The sequence below is a fragment of the Streptomyces melanosporofaciens genome (genome assembly GCF_900105695.1).
GTDB classification, from domain to species: domain Bacteria; phylum Actinomycetota; class Actinomycetes; order Streptomycetales; family Streptomycetaceae; genus Streptomyces; species Streptomyces antimycoticus.
Window position 1 is genome coordinate 4,688,150 of the sequence record NZ_FNST01000002.1, and the last position, 16,149, is coordinate 4,704,298.

The 16,149-nt window shown below is 72.0% G+C and carries 17 protein-coding genes and 1 pseudogene; 8 read left to right on the forward strand and 10 right to left on the reverse strand.

Annotated elements, in window-relative coordinates:
• Positions 1-19: 19 nt before the first annotated feature.
• Together BLV72_RS23150 and BLV72_RS23155 are read right to left on the reverse strand one after the other, a co-directional pair.
• Positions 20-565 (reverse strand): GNAT family N-acetyltransferase, encoded by a 546-nt coding sequence (locus BLV72_RS23150; RefSeq protein ID WP_093464580.1) that lies wholly within the window; start codon positions 563-565, stop codon positions 20-22.
• 95 nt (positions 566-660) lie between these two features.
• Positions 661-921 (reverse strand): UBP-type zinc finger domain-containing protein, encoded by a 261-nt coding sequence (locus tag BLV72_RS23155; protein WP_059147777.1) that lies wholly within the window; start codon positions 919-921, stop codon positions 661-663.
• 76 nt (positions 922-997) lie between these two features.
• Between BLV72_RS23155 and BLV72_RS23160 the strand changes: the two genes are divergently transcribed.
• Positions 998-2,608, forward strand: a complete 1,611-nt coding sequence (locus BLV72_RS23160; protein ID WP_093464581.1) for a Na+/H+ antiporter — start codon at positions 998-1,000, stop codon at positions 2,606-2,608.
• Between the two features lie 264 nt (positions 2,609-2,872).
• Here BLV72_RS23160 and BLV72_RS23165 read toward each other — a convergent pair whose 3' ends face one another.
• On the reverse strand, positions 2,873-3,463 hold the full coding sequence (locus tag BLV72_RS23165; RefSeq protein ID WP_174887427.1) for a peptidoglycan recognition protein family protein: 591 nt from the start codon (positions 3,461-3,463) through the stop codon (positions 2,873-2,875).
• Positions 3,464-3,633: 170 nt separating this feature from the next.
• Here BLV72_RS23165 and BLV72_RS23170 point away from each other — a divergent pair, with 170 nt between their 5' ends.
• The 3 genes from BLV72_RS23170 (at position 3,634) to BLV72_RS23180 (ending at position 5,675) form a co-directional block, all read left to right on the forward strand.
• Positions 3,634-4,545, forward strand: a complete 912-nt coding sequence (locus tag BLV72_RS23170; RefSeq protein ID WP_093464583.1) for a glutaminase — start codon at positions 3,634-3,636, stop codon at positions 4,543-4,545.
• Positions 4,546-4,647: 102 nt separating this feature from the next.
• On the forward strand, positions 4,648-4,872 hold the full coding sequence (locus BLV72_RS23175) for a hypothetical protein (protein ID WP_059147773.1): 225 nt from the start codon (positions 4,648-4,650) through the stop codon (positions 4,870-4,872).
• A gap of 77 nt (positions 4,873-4,949) precedes the next feature.
• The gene (locus BLV72_RS23180) at positions 4,950-5,675 is read left to right on the forward strand and encodes a helix-turn-helix domain-containing protein (RefSeq protein ID WP_093470496.1); all 726 of its coding nucleotides are present in this window, start codon (positions 4,950-4,952) and stop codon (positions 5,673-5,675) included.
• On the opposite strand, the gene BLV72_RS23185 is transcribed toward BLV72_RS23180, so the two are convergent.
• The 3 genes from BLV72_RS23185 to BLV72_RS23195 form a co-directional block, all read right to left on the reverse strand.
• Positions 5,664-6,059: a VOC family protein gene (locus BLV72_RS23185; protein WP_093464584.1), complete on the reverse strand. Its 396-nt coding sequence runs from the start codon at positions 6,057-6,059 to the stop codon at positions 5,664-5,666. The genes BLV72_RS23180 and BLV72_RS23185 overlap by 12 nt on opposite strands.
• 77 nt (positions 6,060-6,136) lie before the next feature.
• Positions 6,137-7,075: a beta-ketoacyl-ACP synthase III gene (locus tag BLV72_RS23190; protein ID WP_093464586.1), complete on the reverse strand. Its 939-nt coding sequence runs from the start codon at positions 7,073-7,075 to the stop codon at positions 6,137-6,139.
• A gap of 207 nt (positions 7,076-7,282) precedes the next feature.
• The gene (locus tag BLV72_RS23195) at positions 7,283-7,942 is read right to left on the reverse strand and encodes an HAD family acid phosphatase (RefSeq protein WP_093464587.1); all 660 of its coding nucleotides are present in this window, start codon (positions 7,940-7,942) and stop codon (positions 7,283-7,285) included.
• 266 nt (positions 7,943-8,208) lie between these two features.
• Between BLV72_RS23195 and BLV72_RS23200 the strand changes: the two genes are divergently transcribed.
• Complete coding sequence (locus BLV72_RS23200) at positions 8,209-8,601, forward strand: STAS domain-containing protein (RefSeq protein ID WP_093470497.1); 393 nt, start codon at positions 8,209-8,211, stop codon at positions 8,599-8,601.
• A 228-nt stretch (positions 8,602-8,829) separates the two neighbouring features.
• Positions 8,830-9,297, forward strand: a complete 468-nt coding sequence (locus tag BLV72_RS23205; RefSeq protein WP_093464589.1) for an STAS domain-containing protein — start codon at positions 8,830-8,832, stop codon at positions 9,295-9,297.
• 53 nt (positions 9,298-9,350) lie between these two features.
• Here BLV72_RS23205 and BLV72_RS23210 read toward each other — a convergent pair whose 3' ends face one another.
• Positions 9,351-9,563, reverse strand: coding sequence for a hypothetical protein (locus tag BLV72_RS23210; RefSeq protein ID WP_093464590.1), 213 nt, complete (start codon positions 9,561-9,563; stop codon positions 9,351-9,353).
• Between the two features lie 250 nt (positions 9,564-9,813).
• On the reverse strand, positions 9,814-10,479 hold the full coding sequence (gene snpA, locus BLV72_RS23215) for a snapalysin (protein WP_093464592.1): 666 nt from the start codon (positions 10,477-10,479) through the stop codon (positions 9,814-9,816).
• 304 nt (positions 10,480-10,783) lie between these two features.
• On the opposite strand from snpA, the gene BLV72_RS23220 reads away from it, so the two are divergent.
• A complete protein-coding gene (locus BLV72_RS23220) occupies positions 10,784-11,884 on the forward strand; it encodes a LysR family transcriptional regulator (protein WP_093470498.1) in 1,101 nt (366 codons plus the stop codon).
• Positions 11,885-11,996: 112 nt separating this feature from the next.
• Positions 11,997-12,506, forward strand: a complete 510-nt coding sequence (locus BLV72_RS23225; protein ID WP_093464593.1) for a pyridoxamine 5'-phosphate oxidase family protein — start codon at positions 11,997-11,999, stop codon at positions 12,504-12,506.
• 57 nt (positions 12,507-12,563) lie between these two features.
• Here the strand turns inward: BLV72_RS23225 and BLV72_RS23230 are convergent.
• Both BLV72_RS23230 and BLV72_RS23235 read right to left on the reverse strand, forming a co-directional pair.
• Positions 12,564-15,014: pseudogene (locus BLV72_RS23230) on the reverse strand (SpoIIE family protein phosphatase).
• A gap of 134 nt (positions 15,015-15,148) precedes the next feature.
• Positions 15,149-16,075 carry an NmrA family NAD(P)-binding protein gene (locus BLV72_RS23235; protein WP_093464595.1) on the reverse strand — a complete coding sequence of 309 codons (927 nt, stop codon included), beginning with the start codon at positions 16,073-16,075 and terminating at the stop codon, positions 15,149-15,151.
• Positions 16,076-16,149 lie beyond the last annotated feature (74 nt).

A 16,149-nucleotide genomic window follows, 5' to 3' on the forward strand; every position in this document is an offset into this window, starting at 1 on the left:
GGCTAGAGGGTTTGCGGTCTCAATTCGAAAGAGATGTCGCCTCACTCAGGTAATCGCTGGTCACGGCGGTGCCCATGGCCTGAGCGGCCAGCTCTCGCAGAGGCTCTCCCGAGAGCCTGCGCACCGTCCATTCGTCCATCGGCTCCGCGCCGAGCGCGGTGTAGAAGCCGATCGCGGGCTCGTTCCAGTCGAGCACCGACCATTCGAAACGGGCATAGCCCCGCTCCACGCAGATCCGCGCCAGCTCGGCGAGCAGCGCCTTGCCGTGGCCGCCCCCGCGGGCCCGCGGGGTGACGTACAGGTCCTCCAGGTACACGCCATGGGTGCCTGTCCAGGTGGAGAAGTTACGGAACCACAGGGCGAACCCCACCGGCCCGCCGGGCTCTCCGGCGCCGCCGGTCTCCTCGGCGATCAGCGCGAACACCGCGGGATGCGCCCCGAAGAGCGCCTCGCGCAGCTGCTCCTCGGTGGCCTTCGCCTCCTGCGGAGCCCGCTCGTAGTCCGCCAGCTCGCGGATCATCGCATGGATCGCCGGAACGTCGGACGGCTTCGCTGATCGGATCATGTGGTGAAGGCTAGCGGCCCGGGCCGACAAACGCGGAGGTCGATCTCCCACAATGCGCGGAAAACGCCAAGACCAGGGCGTTCGCGAGGCCGGGCCTACACGATGAGCTGATCCACGTAGCACCAGTGCCACTCCTCGCCCTCCTCGAAGCTGCGCATCACCGGATGACCGGTCTCCTCGAAGTGCCGGGTCGCGTGCTGGTACGGCGAGGAGTCGCAACAGCCCACGTGGCCGCAGACCAGACACTTCCGCAGCTGGACGGGGTGGCTGCCCACCGCCAGGCATTCGGGACAGGTGTCGGACCGCGGCTCCGGCTCGGGGCGCGGTAGTGCGGGAACATGCAGGCACTCGCTCATGATTGCCAGACTAAAGCGCCGCGTGGGCGGATCACATGGACGACCGTCGGCACGACCGGCGGGGACGGGTCGGTCGATGGACGTATTGCCGTTGTTGATGCTGGTCGCGGGCAGCGCGGTGGTCGCCGGCGCGGCCCGCAGGACCCCGGTGCCCGCGCCGCTGTTGCTGGTCGTGGTCGGGCTCGTCGGCTCGTACGTCCCGGGGGTGCCCGACTACACCCTGGACCCGCATATCGTGCTGCCCCTGGTGCTGCCGCCGCTGCTGCACAGCGCCGCGCTGGACAGCTCGTATCTGGATCTGCGCGCCAATCTGCGGCCCATCGCGCTGCTCTCGGTCGGGTATGTGCTCTTCGCCACGGTCGCGGTCGGCGTGGTCGCCCATCTGGTGATCCCGGGGCTGCCGCTGGCCCCCGCCCTGGTGCTGGGCGCGGTGGTCGCGCCGCCGGACGCCGTGGCCGCCACCACCATCGCCCGCCGGATCGGGCTGCCCTCCCGGCTCACCACGCTTCTCCAGGGCGAGTCCCTGTTCAACGACGCGACCGCGATCACGGCCTACCGGGTGGCGCTGGCCGCGGCGGTGGGGGAGGGCGTCAGCTGGGCCGAGGGCGTGCGGGAGTTCGCCTTCGCGGCCGTGGGCGGCGTCGTGGTCGGTCTGATCCTGATGGTGCCGCTGCACTGGCTGCGCATCCGGCTGCGGGACCCGCTGCTGCAGAACACCCTCTCGCTGCTCATCCCCTTCGTCGCCTACGCCACCGCCGAGCAGTTCGAGGCGTCGGGTGTGCTGGCCGTCGTGGTGGTCGGGCTCTACCTCGGACACCACTCCTGGCAGGTCGACTTCGCGACCCGGCTCCAGGAGGCCGCGGTCTGGCGCATGATCGACTTCGTACTGGAGTCGGCGGTGTTCGCGCTGATCGGGCTGCAACTGCGGGTCGTGGTGGGCGGTCTGGGGGAGTACGGGGCGGACGAGGCCGCCTGGTACGCGGCCGTCGTCTTCCTGGCCGTGGTGGCCGCCCGCTACATCTGGGTCTTCCCCTCGACCTTCGTGCCGCGCATGCTCTTCCCCGGGATCCGCGAGCGCGAGCCCGGCACCAACTGGACCGCGCCGGTCGTCGTCGGCTGGGCCGGGATGCGCGGGGTGGTCTCGCTGGCCATCGCCTTCTCGATCCCGCAGACCATGCACGGCGGGGAACCCTTCCCGGCCCGCAATCTGATCCTCTTCCTGACCTTCACGACCGTCATCGGCACCCTGGTCGTCCATGGGCTCACCCTGCCCTCCCTGATCCGGCTGCTCGGGCTGCCGGGCCGCGATCCACGGGCCGAGACGCTCGCCGAAGCACAGGCGCAGAACCAGGCGTCACTGGCGGCCGAGAGCCGCCTGGGGGAGCTGCTCGACGATGAGCGCAACGCCCTGCCGCCGCCGCTCGCCGACCGGCTGCGCACGGTGCTGGAACAGCGCCGCAACGCCGTATGGGAGCGGCTCGGGGCGGTCAACGAGGTGACCGGCGAATCGGCGGACGACACCTATCGGAGGCTGTCCCGGGAGATGATCGAGGCCGAGCGGAAGGTGTTCGTGGACCTGCGGGACGCCCGGCGGATCGACGAGGAGATGCTGCGGTCGCTGCTGCGGCGGCTGGACCTGGAGGAGGCGGCGCTCTACCGGGAGGGGGCCGCGGAGGAGGGGGCTTGAGGCTCACCGCCCCTCCGCGGCCGCCTGCCGTACCCGGTGCTGGGGGGTGTCCGGCCGATCGTGACGCCTGCGGCGGGCTGCTCCCCTCCCCGCCCCTTCCCACAACTGGGGCTCCGCCCCGGACCCCGCTCCTCAAGCGCCGGAGGGGCTGGGGGTGGGGTTTCGCCCCGGGCCCCGCTCCTCAAGCGCCGGAGGGGCTGGGGGGTGGGGTTTCGCCCCGGGCCCTGCTGAGAGGGCCACCGGGACACCTCGTAGGCGAGGGTGCTACTTGAGCCGCTCGTGGATCCGGTCGCGCATCGCGGCCATGGTGAAGCCGCGCGGATCCACCTTGCCCGGCTGCCATTCGAGGTGGCCGATCACCGAGCGCTCGGTCCAGCCGTGATGGCGGCACACGGCCGCCGCGGCCCGCGCGATCGCGTCGAGCTGGGCCTCGGGCCACGGGTCCTCGCCGTCGCCCAGGTTCTCGCATTCGAAGCCGTAGAAGGCGCGGTTGCCGTCGGTGTTCGCCTCGTTGTCGGGCGGCAGGGCCCGCTCGGCGATCACCGCCCGCAGGACGTCGTCGTCGCCGAGACCGGCGTGGTTGGCGCGGCCGTAGCCGACCAGATGGACCCCGCCGTCCTTGGCGATCACGCCGTGGCACAGCGGGCCGGGCAGCCCCTCGAAGCCGTCCCGGCAGATCTCCACCGTCTGCTCGGTGCCGGAGGTGACGGTGTGGTGGATCATCACCCCGTGCACCGGGCCCCACGGGCCCTTGTGGTTTCTGTTGTGGTCCCGCCAGTCGCCGACCTGCGTCACCCGCACGCCCTCGTCCGTCAGCGCCGCCAGGAAGTCCCCCGCGGACATGGGTGAGGCCATGAGCGCCTCCGTTCCGCTCGTACGGCGGGCCCCGGTCGCGGCCCGCCTCGTTCACCCGCTTGCTTACCCATCGCACGCACATAAACACATGGGGTGATGGGAGGTGGGGGGCGCGTTATCGTGCGAGCCGGTCCATCCGTTCCACATCGCACCGGGAGACGCACCGCACCATGGACTACCAGGCAGTGCTGGACGAGGTCGCGGCCCTTGTGAAACCGCAGATCGGCCGGGGCCGGGTGGCGCAGTACATCCCGGCGCTCGCCTCGGTGGACGCGGACCGCTTCGGGATCGCCCTCGCCGACGTGGACGGCCATGTCACCGGGGTCGGCGACTGGGAGCGGCCGTTCTCGGTGCAGTCCATCTCCAAGGCGTTCAGCCTCGCGCTCGTCCTCGCCGACGACGGCGAGAAGCTGTGGCGGCGGGTCGGCCGGGAGCCCTCGGGCAACCCCTTCAACTCCCTGGTGCAGCTCGAGTACGAGAACGGCATCCCGCGCAATCCGTTCATCAACGCCGGGGCGCTGGTCGTCACCGACCGGCTGCAGACCCTTACCGGCGACGCCAGCACCACCATGCTGGACTTCCTGCGCGCCGAGAGCGGCAATCCGGACCTCGCCTTCGACCAGGAGGTCGCCGTCTCCGAGTCCGCCCATGGCGACCGTAATGCCGCCGTCGCCCACTTCATGGCGAGCTACGGCAACCTCCACAACCCGGTGCCGACCGTCCTGGAGCACTACTTCTGGCAGTGCTCGATCGAGATGAGCTGCCGCGACCTGGCCCTGGCCGGGGGCTTCCTGGCCCGCCACGGGCTGCGCGCGGACGGCTCGCGGCTGCTGTCGCAGAGCGAGGCGAAGCGGGTCAACGCGGTCATGCTCACCTGCGGTACGTACGACGCGGCGGGCGACTTCGCCTACCGTGTCGGGCTGCCCGGCAAGAGCGGCGTCGGCGGCGGCATCGTCGCGGTGGTCCCCGGCCGCTGCACGCTGTGCGTCTGGAGCCCCGGCCTGGACGCCCGGGGCAACTCGGTGGCCGGAGTGGCCGCCCTGGACCACTTCACCACGCTGACCGGCTGGTCCGTCTTCTAGCGGCGGCGGAGCGTGGCGGCGGGTGCGGCGGCGGAGGTGGCGCTCGGCCTGGCGTGGCGGGAGCATGGAGAAGTAGTGGTGGTGAGCAGGAGGTGTACCGCCATGCTGCACGAGATGCGCGCCGAATACGAGGAGGGCAGCTCCGGCCGGGTCGCGGGCGCGCCCGTCAAGATCTGGCACATGGTCCGCGGCAACGGAACGACCGCGATGTGCGGGCGGGAGCTGGCCCCGGACGCCGAGACCCAGGCCGCCGATCTGTGGGCCACGGGTGACTCGGGGCCCTTCTGTCATTCGTGCGGTGCGATGTATCTGCGCGAGGTCCCTTGAGCGAGCACCGGGAGCGCGAAAAACGGGAACGCTGGGAACGCGAAGACCGGGAGTGCGCGTACCGCGAGCGAAGGGCGCTGATCGGCCGTGGCGCCGCGGTGTGGACCCGTACGGCCGGCACCGGACCGCAGCGGGTGCTCCCGGACGGCTGCACGGATCTGATCTGGGCCGAGGCGGGACCCGACGGCGAGCTGCTGGTCGCCGGGCCGGACACCCGCGCTCGTCTCGCCCCCGGCCCGCCCGGCACCCGCGCCGTGGGCCTGCGCTTCGCCCCAGGTCAGGGCCCCGCCGTACTCGGCGTACCGGCGCATGAACTCCGCGATCAGCTCGTGCCGTTGGCCGCGCTCTGGCCGGGCGCGGAGGTCCGGCGGCTGGCAGAGCGGATCGCCGACGCCGAGCGGATCGCCGAAGCGGAGCGGACGGCGGTGCGGCAGGCGGTCCAGGGCCGTCTGCTGGAGGAGGCTGCCCTGGGCCGCCTGCGGACGGCTAAGCCGCCCGATCCGGTGCTCGCCGCGATCGTCGCCGGGGTCTCGCGCGGGACGGGCGTGGCCGGAATCGCCGCCGCCGTGGGGCTGGGGGAGCGGCAGCTGCACCGCCGCTCCCTCGCCGCGTTCGGCTACGGCGCCAAGACGCTCGGCCGGGTGCTGCGGCTGAACCGGGCCCTGGACCTCGCGCGCACCGGCGTCCCCTTCGCCGAGGTCGCGGCCACGGCGGGCTACGCCGACCAGGCACATCTCGCCCGCGAGGTCAGGACCCTGACCGGCGTCCCCCTGGGCCGTCTGCTCCAGGGGTCAGGAGGGTAGCGCCGCGAAGAGGTCCAGGCTGTTGCCGTCGGGGTCGAGGACCGTCGCGTAGCGCTGGCCCCACGGCGCGTCCCACGGCTCCTTCTTGCCGCGTACGCCCGCGCCCACGAGGTCCTGGTAGGTCTTGTCCACATCGGCCGGGCTGTCGCAGGCGAAGGCCAGCGCCACCTGGTGGGAGCCGCTCGGCGGCGTCCACTCCGGGTCGAAGGAGCGCACCGTCTCGACGGTGTCCCACATCAGCCGCACCCCGCCGGGCAGGGCGGCCTCGGCGTGCGGCTGGGCGTCGGCCTCGGCCGGGATGTCGAGGCCGAGGCGGCGGTAGAAGGCGAGGGAGGTGGCCAGGTCGGCGACGACCAGGCCGATGGCGTTGAATCGTGCTGTCATACGGGCAGCGTAGGCAGCGGGCCGACGGCCGGTCTTGAACGAATCGGACGTCATGCGGGGGGCCGGTCTGGGCGCCGTCAGGGGCAGTGGATGACCTGGCCCGCGTACGACAGATTGCCGCCGAAGCCGAAGAGCAGCACCGGGGCGCCGGAGGCCACTTCCCCGCGCTCGACCAGCTTGGAGAGGGCGAGCGGAATGCTGGCCGCCGAGGTGTTGCCGGACTCCACCACATCGCGGGCGATCACCGCGTTGACCGCGCCCAGCTTCTGGGCGACCGGCTCGATGATCCGCAGATTGGCCTGGTGCAGCACGACCCCGGCCAGCTCCTCCGGGGAGATCCCGGCCCGTGCGCACACCTCCCGCGCGATCGGCGGCAGATGGGTGGTGGCCCAGCGGTAGACGGTCTGGCCCTCCTGCGCGAAGCGGGGCGGTGTGCCCTCGATACGGACCGCGCCGCCCATCTCCGGGACCGAGCCCCACACCACCGGGCCGACGCCCGGCCGCTCGGCGGCCACCACCACGGCCGCGCCCGCGCCGTCGCCGGTCAGGACGCAGGTGGAGCGGTCGGTCCAGTCGGTGGCCGCGCTGAACTTGTCCGCGCCGATCACCAGGGCCGCGGTGGCCGCCCCGGCCCTGATGGTGTGGTCGGCGGTGGCGAGGGCGTGGGTGAAACCGGCGCACACCACATTGAGGTCCATGGTGGCGGGGTGGGCGAGCCCGAGCCGGGCGGCGACCCGGGCCGCCATGTTGGGGCTGCGGTCGATCGCCGTGCAGGTGGCGACGAGCACGAGGTCGATGTCGGAGGGGGCAAGACCGCTGTGGGCCAGCGCCTTGGCGGCGGCCGCCGCGGCCATCTCGTCCACCGTTTCGTCGGGGCGGGCGAGATGCCGGGTGCGGATGCCGACCCGGCTGCGGATCCACTCGTCGCTGGTGTCGACCATGGCCGCGAGGTCGTCGTTGCCGAGCACCTTCGCGGGCTGGTAGTGGCCGAGTGCCAGTACGTGTGAGCCGGTCATCGGTCATCCCCTTCGCGCCAGTGCCGACGTATCCGCGCCGTTTGCGGAGATCTCGACGCACAGTCTGCGGTGTGTCCAGTCTTGAGCGGAGCAGACCTGCCGTGCGCTCGGTCTACTCACCAATCTTGGGCGCCAAGATCTGGAGTTTTCGGCATTCCCCCGGCGGGGGCGATGAGCGGTGGCGGAAGGGGATGACCCGACCGTGACTCAGGAGAGCCGGCCGTCGTAGTCCGGGAGCTTGAAGGACTTCTCGGCGTGGCCGCCGCTGATGTCGGTGGGGCTGTTGCCGATGTTGGCGATGATCGTGTAGCCGTTCTTCTCGGTCTCCGCCCGCTTGGCGGTCTTGTAGTCGGCCACGTGTCGGAAGAGGTCCGGCAGGTGGCGTACGTACAGACCGGCGACCGAGTAGCCGACCTTCTCCAGGTTGTACTCGGTCGGCCAGGAGATGATGCCGGGCCGCGCGGTGACGAAGAAGACGGCCACGCCGCGGTCGTGCGCGTACTGGGAGAGCTTCAGGACCGGCTCGACGGGGGGCTGGGGGAAGGTGAAGCCGAAGTCCGTCTCCAGCGAGGTGTTGTCGATGTCCAGGACGATGGCCTGCTTCTCGCCCGACGGGTCGGCGGTGCGCTCCTCGAGGTAGGGGCGGGCCTGCTCGTCGATGATGGCGCGAACGTCACGCTGCCAGGTCTCGTAGTCGACGTCCTCGGCGGCGGTGGCGCTCGACGGCGCCGCCGGGGCCGCCGTGGTGGCGGTGGTGCCGGGCGTGGCGGCGGTCGCCGTGGTGGCGGTTCCGCCGACGCCGATGGCGAGGGCCACGACCACCGTCGTCATGCCCAGCCGCCGTGATCGCACGCGTCCTGCTGTCATCGGTCACATCCTTCGCTTCGAGGCGATTGCCGGATGGCATGCTCACGGCTTTTGATGGACTTGAGAAGATCTCTGCTCTACCGGTGAGTAACAGTTCGAGCCCGAGGGGCCTTAATAGGCCAACGACACGTGCCGCATCGTTCGTTGACTGGTCAGCCGGGTAGATGGGTATGTCATCTACTGAAGGGCCGGCCTGGACCCCGGCGATGACCGGCGTGGCCGCGGGCTCCGGTGTCGCGCGCCTCCACCAGGTCAAGGAGGCTTGCATGTTCGATGATCGGCCCGCCTTCGGCGTCCGGGTCCATGCACTCGGCGGTGTCACCGTCGCCGAGATCGCGGGAGAGTTGGACATCTTCGCCGCGGGGCGGATCGTGGCTCGGCTCGATTCCCTCATCCAGGCACGGTGTCCGGATCTGGTCCTGGACCTACGGCCGGTCACCTTCCTGGACTGTGCCGGATTGTCGTTACTGTGCCGATTGCGCAATCGCGTGCTGGAGCGGGACGGGCGGCTGCGGCTCGTCATCGACGAACCGCGGTTTGTGCGGCTGCTGCGCATGGTCCGGCTGGACGACGCGTTCGAGGTGCTGGAGGATCTGACTCCGGCGATCGCGGGGGTGGCGGGTCCGGCGACCGGAGGGGGCGGTGATGCCTTCACCTAAGTCGCATCTGACCAAGTGTCAATAGTAAGAACCGAAATTCACTCGAACGAGCGGTATTCACCGGCGGAATGCTGCGTCCCTACCTCTGTAACCGGGGGTCACCCCTTTACGCTCGCGAGACGTCGCCCAAGGACCCGGCGGATTCACACCCGATGCCCGACCCTGCCCGCTTCCGGGACCCTGACGAAGGTGAGAGGGGGCAGTGTGCCGTTCCGAGGGGATATCGCGATGACGCAGCAAGGCGCTCCCCGTGATGCGCCGGCGCCGCTGGAGCGCGGTGCCCAGAACGCCGCACGGGAGCCCGTGGGCGGGGCGGGTGATCCGGCCGCTCAGGACGGCGCCGCCGCCGACGTCACCGCTCCCCGCGCCCGTACGTACCGGGTCGGCGGGTACACCGTCGTGGAGCTCCACGGTGAGATCGACATCGCCGGGGTGGGAAGTGTCGGACCGGCGCTGGACGCGGCCACGGCCGGGGACGAGCCCGCGGTGATCGTGGACTTACGGCCGGCCGCCTTCTTCGACTGCTCGGGCCTGGGACTGCTGTGCCGGGCCCATCGGCGTGCAGGGGAGCGGGCCGGGCGGATGCGGCTGGTCTGCGACAACGCCTTGATCCTCCGCACCCTGCGGGCCGGGCGGATGCTGGATGTGCTTCAGCCGGTCGCCACGCTGGACGAGGCGCTGCGCGCGGAGGAGTAGGGCGCCTCGCAAGGCCGGGATACGGCCGGGATGCGGACGGGATACGGCCGGACTCAGGTACGGCGGTCCTGGGGAGGCGTGACCCGCTGGCCCCGGGGCTGCCGCCGGCGGCCCCAGGCGCGATGGTGCGGCCGCCCGCCGGCCGGGGAATCGTCGTGGCCCTCGGCGGACATGCGGTTGCCGTTCTGGACATTGGTCCGGTGGATCAGCAGCGCGCCCACCCCGATCAGCGCGAGGATGACGACCACGGTGATCAGGGTCTCCATGGTGCTCACTCCCTGGGGCCGGGCCCCAGCTGGAGGGAATCCGGCCGGTTTGTGCGAAATGCTCCTGGTGTCTATACGGTACCTCCGGCCGGAGGCGGCGTCGCTTCCCGTGCGCTTGCCGGGTGCCAGGGCCCAGCGCACGCGGGGGACGGCCCCGTACACGCCGACCGCCCGCACTCGGCGTCGGGAACCGGGTGCGGGCAGTCAGGCCCTGATCCAGAGGATCAGTGGCTTGGCGGTCTCAGCGGGCTCAGTGGGACTTGGCCAGCTGCTTCTCGAGCTTGGCCAGGCCATTGGCCCAGAGCTGGTTCACGCGGCTGATCTCGGCCTGGTCGGGCTGCGAGTTGGTGCAGGACGGGCCGGGGCCGCCACCGGACATCAGCTCGCTGCACGGGCCCTCGTAGTGGTCCGGCAGACCCAGCACGTGGCCGGTCTCGTGCGCGGTGACCCGGGTCGAGTCGTACTCCTGGTTCTGGGCGTAGTCCAGGAAGACATAGCCGCTGCCGTGGCCGTCGGTGCTCGCGTACGAGCCCCGGGGGTCGTTGCCCTCGCGGTAGCTGAAGTCCGCGTTGCTGCCCGCCTGCAGCTTCACGTTGCTCACCGAGGAGTTCCAGATCTGGGCGGAGCGGGAGATCTGCGCCTGGAAGGTCGGGGCCTGGCTGGCGTCGTAGGTCACGGTGACGGCGGCCGCCCCGCGGGGGGCCTTGGCCTGCTTGGCCAGCGCCGACTTCATGACGGCCTTGATGAAGGCGTCGGTGTCGGCCTTCTCCTCGCCGCTCGCCGTGTAGCCGGCGGCCGCGGCGCTGCGCTGGGTCGTGGAGTGGTCGGGCGTGGCCGCGGAGGCGGGCACGGCGGACAGGGCGGCCGCCAGGCCGAGGCCGAGGGTCGCGGACAGCGCGAGCTTGGGGAGTGACATGTGGGGGGCTCCTCATCGTCCTCGGGCCCCGGTCGCCGTGTGGGGTGGCGGCCGGGGCCCTGGGATGAACTCTTGGCTGACGCCGAGTCTTGAGGAGATCGAGCCGTACGCGGAGATATCAACTGGTGATAGTACGAAGGCATATCCCTCGCCGGGCTCTCAAGCCCTTGGCGAAGATGACAGTTTGACGTCCCGTTGACCGGTGTTTGACCACCGATTGATCGATTCCGATATGGGTTGGAGTGGTTTCAGAGTCTGGTGTGACCGACAAGGGCGCAGATATGCTCCCGCCGTGGAGCTCGAGGTGAGGCACCTCCGTGCACTGTGCGCCATCGCCGACACCGGCAGCCTACGGAAGGCGGCGCGCCAACTGGGCATGACCCAGCCATCCTTGACGACCCAGCTCCGGCGCATCGAGAACACCATCGGCGGCCGGCTGTTCTCGCGGGAGGTCACCGGCAGTCGGCCGACCCCGCTGGGGCGGTCCGTGCTGTGCCGCGCCCGGCCGATCGTGGCCGAGATGAACGCCTTGCTCAGCGAGGTCCGGCTGGAGGCGGGACAGACCGCCGATGCCCGGTTGCGCATCGGCAGCACCGGCAGCCGGGCCGTGGTCGGCTGGCTGCGCAGGCTCCGCGACCGCTATCCCGAGGCGGACACCACCATCCACATCGACGTCTCCGCCAACGCGCTGCTGCAGATGGTCGCCGCCAACCAGCTCGACGTCGCCTTCGTGCACGAGGTCGAGGGCGCGCCGCTGCGGGTGCCCGAGGGCGTGGAGCGCCGGATGCTCGTGGAGCGGGAGCCGCAGTTCGTGGCGCTGGCCGAAACCCATCCGGCCGCCGCGCGGCCCGCGGTGCGGCTCGCCGACCTCGCCGCCGACCAGTGGATGGTCGACCCCAGCGTGGACGGCGAGGGGCCCGGGCTGCGCCGGGTCCTGGCCGCCGCGGGGCTCAATCCGAGGGTGGTGTACGGGGACTATCTGACCGCCGCCGACCTGGTCGCCTCGGGCGAGGTGGTCACCCCCTGCCAGCCCACCGCGCGGTCCCGTCAGGGCGTGGCCGTCCGTCCGCTGCACGGGGATCCGCTGACGGTCCGGCTGTTCCTGGCCTCACGGGCGGCCCCGGCGGCCCGCACCGGGGCCGCCGGACCCGACCCGGACACGGCGCTCCCGGCCGACACCGAGGCCACCGGAGCCGCCGGCCCTGACACCGCGCGCGGCGCCCCGCTCGACGTCGACGCCCTCTTCGGCGACCTGGCGGACGCGTACTTCGAGATCGCCTGGGCCAGCTCCGCGTACCGCCAGTGGCTGGTCCGCAACGAGAGCCCGCTGCTGCGCTTCCAAGAGCCCCGGGCCCGCGACGCGCTCGACGTCCTGGACCTCGCCGGGCCGGCCGAGGTCTCGTAACCCCCCTCCAAAGGGGCGGGCGGAGGCGAGCGATGAGTTTCGCTCCGCCGGGCGGTCCAAGCACACGGGACTGCACCGGAACCGCGGGCCACGCCACCCGAGGAGCGAGCAGATGAGCACGGAGCACGATCCGCAGACCGCGCTGGACACCCGCTTCAGCGGTCCGGACGCCACCGCCACCACCTGGCCGGAGGGGCGTGCGGCGCTGGCGGCGGCGGAGCTGTACTGGCTGTCCACCGTCCGCCGGGACGGCCGCCCCCATGTCACCCCGCTCATCGCCGTCTGGTTCGACGGCGCGCTCTGCTTCTGCACCGGCCCCGAGGAACAGAAGGCCCGCAACCTCGCGCACAATCCGCGCTGCGTCCTGACGACGGGTGCGGGTGTGCTGCACGAGGGGCTGGACCTGGTGGTCGAGGGCGAGGCCGAGCCGGTGCGGGAGGACGCCACGCTCCAGCGGATCGCGGCGGCCTACGTGGCGAAGTACGGCGAGGAGTGGACCTTCCAGGTGCGCGACGGCGCCTTCCACCACGACGGCCATACGGCCCTGGTGTTCCGGGTCGCCCCGGCCACGGCGTTCGGCTTCCGCAAGGGCGCGTACGGCCAGACGCGCTGGCGCTTCTGACGCGGGCCGACAGCCCTGTACAGCCCTGTACAGCCCTGAGGGCCCCGCCCCTACCGCTCAGCCCAGGCCCGGCAGCCCGGTGGGCAGCCCGACCGGAAGGCTCTGCTCCGACCAGATCGTCTTGCCCTCGGCGGTCTGCCGGCTTCCCCAGCGCTGGCTGAGCCGCGCGACCAGCAGCAGCCCGCGGCCGCCCTCGTCGAAGGTGCGGGCGCGGCGCATATGCGGGGCGGTGCTGGAGGAGTCGGTGACCTCGCAGATCAGCGAGTGGTCATGGATCAGCCGCAGCCGGATGGGCGGGACGGCGTGCCGGATGGCGTTGGTGACCAGCTCGCTGACGACCAGCTCGGTGGTGAAGACGGCCTCGTCGAGCCCCATTCGGTCAGCCGCTCCGTCACGTCCCGGCGGGAGCGGGCCACCCACGCCGGGTCGGCGGGCACGTCCCAGGTGGCCACGTGCGCCTCGTCCAGGGAGCGGGTGCGGGCGAGCAGCAGCGCGACGTCGTCGAGCGCGCCCCCGTCGGGGAGGAGCGTGTGCAGAACGGCGTCGCAGGTGCCGTCCAGGGATCCGCTGGGGTGGGCCAGCGCATGGGTCAGCAGCAGCCGGCCCTCGTCGATCTCGCGGTTCCATATGGCCATCAGCCCGTTGGTGTAGAGGGCGAGCACGGCGTTCTCGGGCAGCTCGGTCTCCATCGACTCGAAGGGCAGTCCGCCGACCCCCAGCGGCGGTCCGGCCGGCACCGGAAGGAACTCCACGGTGCCGTCGGGCCTGGCCAGCGCCGGGGGCGGGTGCCCGGCCGCGGCCAGTGAGCAGCGATGCGAGACGGGGTCGTAGACCGCGTACAGACAGGTGGCGCCCACATCCCCGGTGGACTCCTCGGCCCCGGTCTCCGCGGCCAGATGGATCACCAGGTCGTCCAGGTGGGTGAGCAGTTCGTCCGGCGGCAGATCGACGTCGGCGAGGGTGCGGACCGCCGTCCGCAACCGGCCCATCGTGGCCGACGCCTGGATGCCGTGGCCGACCACATCGCCCACGACCAGCGCGACCCGTGCCCCGGAGAGCGGGATGACGTCGAACCAGTCCCCGCCCGCCCCGCGAACGGGCCCGCGGGCAGATAGCGGGAGGCGACCTCGACGGCCGGCGGCTGGGGGAGGGTCCGCGGCAGCAGGCTGCGCTGCAGGGCCAGGGCGGTGTCGCGCTCCCGGGTGAAGCGGCGGGCGTTGTCCACGCAGACGGCGGCCCGGGTGGTGATCTCCTCGGCCAGCACCACATCGTCCTGGGTGAACGGCTCGGGGGTGTGGTGACGGGCGAACATGGCCACCCCGAGCGTCGTCCCCCGAGCCCGGATCGGCACCGCCATGATCGAGTGAATGCCGAACCGCCGGATGGAACGGGCGCGGGCGGGCTTCAGTGCACCCCATTTGGTGATCACGGGGTCGGTGGTCGCGTAGATGAGGGGCCGCTCCACCACCAGGCATTCCGCCATCGGCGAGACCTGCGGATAGGTGTCCACCTTCCCCACCGGCACCACGGATTCGGGGCAGCCCTCGTAGAGCGACTGCAGGGCGGCGCGGCGCAGCACGACCGAGCCGGTGAGCGGCCCGGACGGCAGCTCGTCGTCCTGGGCCAGCCGGTCCAGCAGGTCGATGCTGGCGTAGTCGGCCAGCCGCGGTACGCAGACGTCGGCGAGCTCCTGCGCGGTGTGGTCGATGTCGAGGGTGCTGCCGATCCGTTCACTGGCCGCGCTCAGCAACAGCAGCCGCTGGCGGGCCAGATACTGCTCGGTGATGTCATGCGCCGCCATGCAGACCGCGTACACCTGGCCGTCCTTCGCCTTCAGCGGGGTGAACGCGGCCGACCAGGCGTGCTCCTTGGTCTCGCCGCCGGTGCGCAGGCAGGTCTCCACCTCGCGTGGCTCGCCGGTGGTCAGCACATGCCGCATGACCCCTTCGAGCTGCTCGCTCTGGAGCTTGCCCCCGATCTCCGACAGCCGCAGATCGCGGATCTCCGCTTCGGGGAGTCCGACGACGCGGGCCATCTGGGAGTTCACCTTGCGCAGCCGCAGATCGGCGTCGTAGATCGCCATCGGACAGGGCGACTGTGCGTAGGCCCAGAGCATCAGCGCGTCGTTCCAGGACTCGGGGGGCAGCTCCGCCCGGGGGCCGCGGCCACCAGCAGCCAGTCGCCCTCCGGCCCTCTGCGGTGTGCCAGCAGCCGCACCGCCATCTCGTGGCCGTCCTGGTGGCGCAGCGCCATCGTCCCGTGCCACCGGGTGAGCCGGTCGCGGGCGCGGCGGGCCCCGGCGTCCGCCGCGCGGGCCGGATCGGCCAGCAGCTCGGCGGCGGGCCGCCCCACGACCTGCGGGGGCGGATAGCCGAGCAGCCGACGGGCACCGTCGTTCCAGCTGGTCAGCGTGCCGTCATCGCTGACGGTGGCCCTCGCCGTATCCGTTTCGTCTGTTCCGCCGAAGCCGTCCCGCTCCCGCGCGGAGCCGCTGTCGTGGCGCATCATGGTCGCCATCCCTCCGGGGACGGCACCGGGTCCGTCCACCAGGGCTCCCTTCCAGACTCGTCCACTCCGGTCCGGGCATCAACCACAGCCGGGGCCGGAGCGGACGGGGCTTCCGGTCAGGTGGCTCAGGCGGGTCAGGCGGCCGCGGGCCGCAGATGCCGCCCGGCCCATTCGGCGAAGCCGGTGAGCGGGAGGCCGAGGGCGCGCGCGAACGCGGGGCGGGCGGGCTGGCGGGCCTCGTTCAGCCACACATGCCCGGCGCCCCACTCCGGCATCCCGGCGGCGAGCGCCTCGTCGGCGGTCATCGACGGGGCGGTCACCTGGGTGCCCACGACGTCGGAGAGGATCTCGGCGACCCGGGTCATCGTCATGCACTCGCCCGCCAGTTCCAGCTCGACCTCATGGAACCGCTCCGGGTCGGCGAAGGCCGCGGCGGCCGCCGTGCCGATGTCGGCGACGGCGATGAGGGAGAGCTCGGTGCCGGGCTGGAGGACGGTGGCCAGGCCGCCCTCGGGCCCGTTCGGGAGCAGGGACAGGAAGTTCTCCATGAAGAAGGCGGGCTTGAGGAGCGTCCAGTGGCGGAAGCCCGCCTCGCGGACCCGGTCCTGGAGGCCGGTCTTGGTCGCGTAGTAGTGCTCCAGTGCCGCCCAGCGGCCCTCCGCCCAGCCGGGCGCGGTGTGGTGCTGTCCGGCGCCGGAGACGGAGGTGTGGACGAACTGCGCCACTCCCGCGTCCCGCGCGGCGTCGATCAGATTGCGCCCCTGGACCCACTCGGAGTCGCCCTGGAGGTCGTTCAGATCGGGCATCTGGATCGAGAAGACGGCGCGCGCCCCCTCGGCGGCCCGCCGCACCGAGTCGAGGTCGAGCAGGTCGCCGGTGACCAGCTCGGCGCCGAGCGCCGCCACGGCCTCGGCCCGCTCGGTGGCCGGGTCGCGGACCAGGGCCCGTACGGGAACGCCCGCCGCGAGCAGGGCGCGGGCGGTGGCGCCGCCCTGCTGTCCGGTGGCGCCGGTGACCAGAACGGGCGCGGACGGGGCGGAGGTCGGGGAGTTCATGGGCATGCTGCTGCTCCTCGGGCATGGGGGTATCGACTTGTCGACTGCACGGACGTTAAACGGCGGGCCCCGCCACTTAC

Coding starts and splice junctions, on each gene's coding strand:
- BLV72_RS23150 (WP_093464580.1), bottom strand. CDS start 565: ATGATCCGATCAGCGAAGCCGTCCGACGTTCCGGCGATCCATGCGATG.
- BLV72_RS23155 (WP_059147777.1), bottom strand. CDS start 921: ATGAGCGAGTGCCTGCATGTTCCCGCACTACCGCGCCCCGAGCCGGAG.
- BLV72_RS23160 (WP_093464581.1), top strand. CDS start 998: ATGGACGTATTGCCGTTGTTGATGCTGGTCGCGGGCAGCGCGGTGGTC.
- BLV72_RS23165 (WP_174887427.1), bottom strand. CDS start 3,463: ATGGCCTCACCCATGTCCGCGGGGGACTTCCTGGCGGCGCTGACGGAC.
- BLV72_RS23170 (WP_093464583.1), top strand. CDS start 3,634: ATGGACTACCAGGCAGTGCTGGACGAGGTCGCGGCCCTTGTGAAACCG.
- BLV72_RS23175 (WP_059147773.1), top strand. CDS start 4,648: ATGCTGCACGAGATGCGCGCCGAATACGAGGAGGGCAGCTCCGGCCGG.
- BLV72_RS23185 (WP_093464584.1), bottom strand. CDS start 6,059: ATGACAGCACGATTCAACGCCATCGGCCTGGTCGTCGCCGACCTGGCC.
- BLV72_RS23190 (WP_093464586.1), bottom strand. CDS start 7,075: ATGACCGGCTCACACGTACTGGCACTCGGCCACTACCAGCCCGCGAAG.
- BLV72_RS23195 (WP_093464587.1), bottom strand. CDS start 7,942: ATGACAGCAGGACGCGTGCGATCACGGCGGCTGGGCATGACGACGGTG.
- BLV72_RS23200 (WP_093470497.1), top strand. CDS start 8,209: ATGTTCGATGATCGGCCCGCCTTCGGCGTCCGGGTCCATGCACTCGGC.
- BLV72_RS23205 (WP_093464589.1), top strand. CDS start 8,830: ATGACGCAGCAAGGCGCTCCCCGTGATGCGCCGGCGCCGCTGGAGCGC.
- BLV72_RS23210 (WP_093464590.1), bottom strand. CDS start 9,563: ATGGAGACCCTGATCACCGTGGTCGTCATCCTCGCGCTGATCGGGGTG.
- snpA (WP_093464592.1), bottom strand. CDS start 10,479: ATGTCACTCCCCAAGCTCGCGCTGTCCGCGACCCTCGGCCTCGGCCTG.
- BLV72_RS23225 (WP_093464593.1), top strand. CDS start 11,997: ATGAGCACGGAGCACGATCCGCAGACCGCGCTGGACACCCGCTTCAGC.
- BLV72_RS23235 (WP_093464595.1), bottom strand. CDS start 16,075: ATGCCCATGAACTCCCCGACCTCCGCCCCGTCCGCGCCCGTTCTGGTC.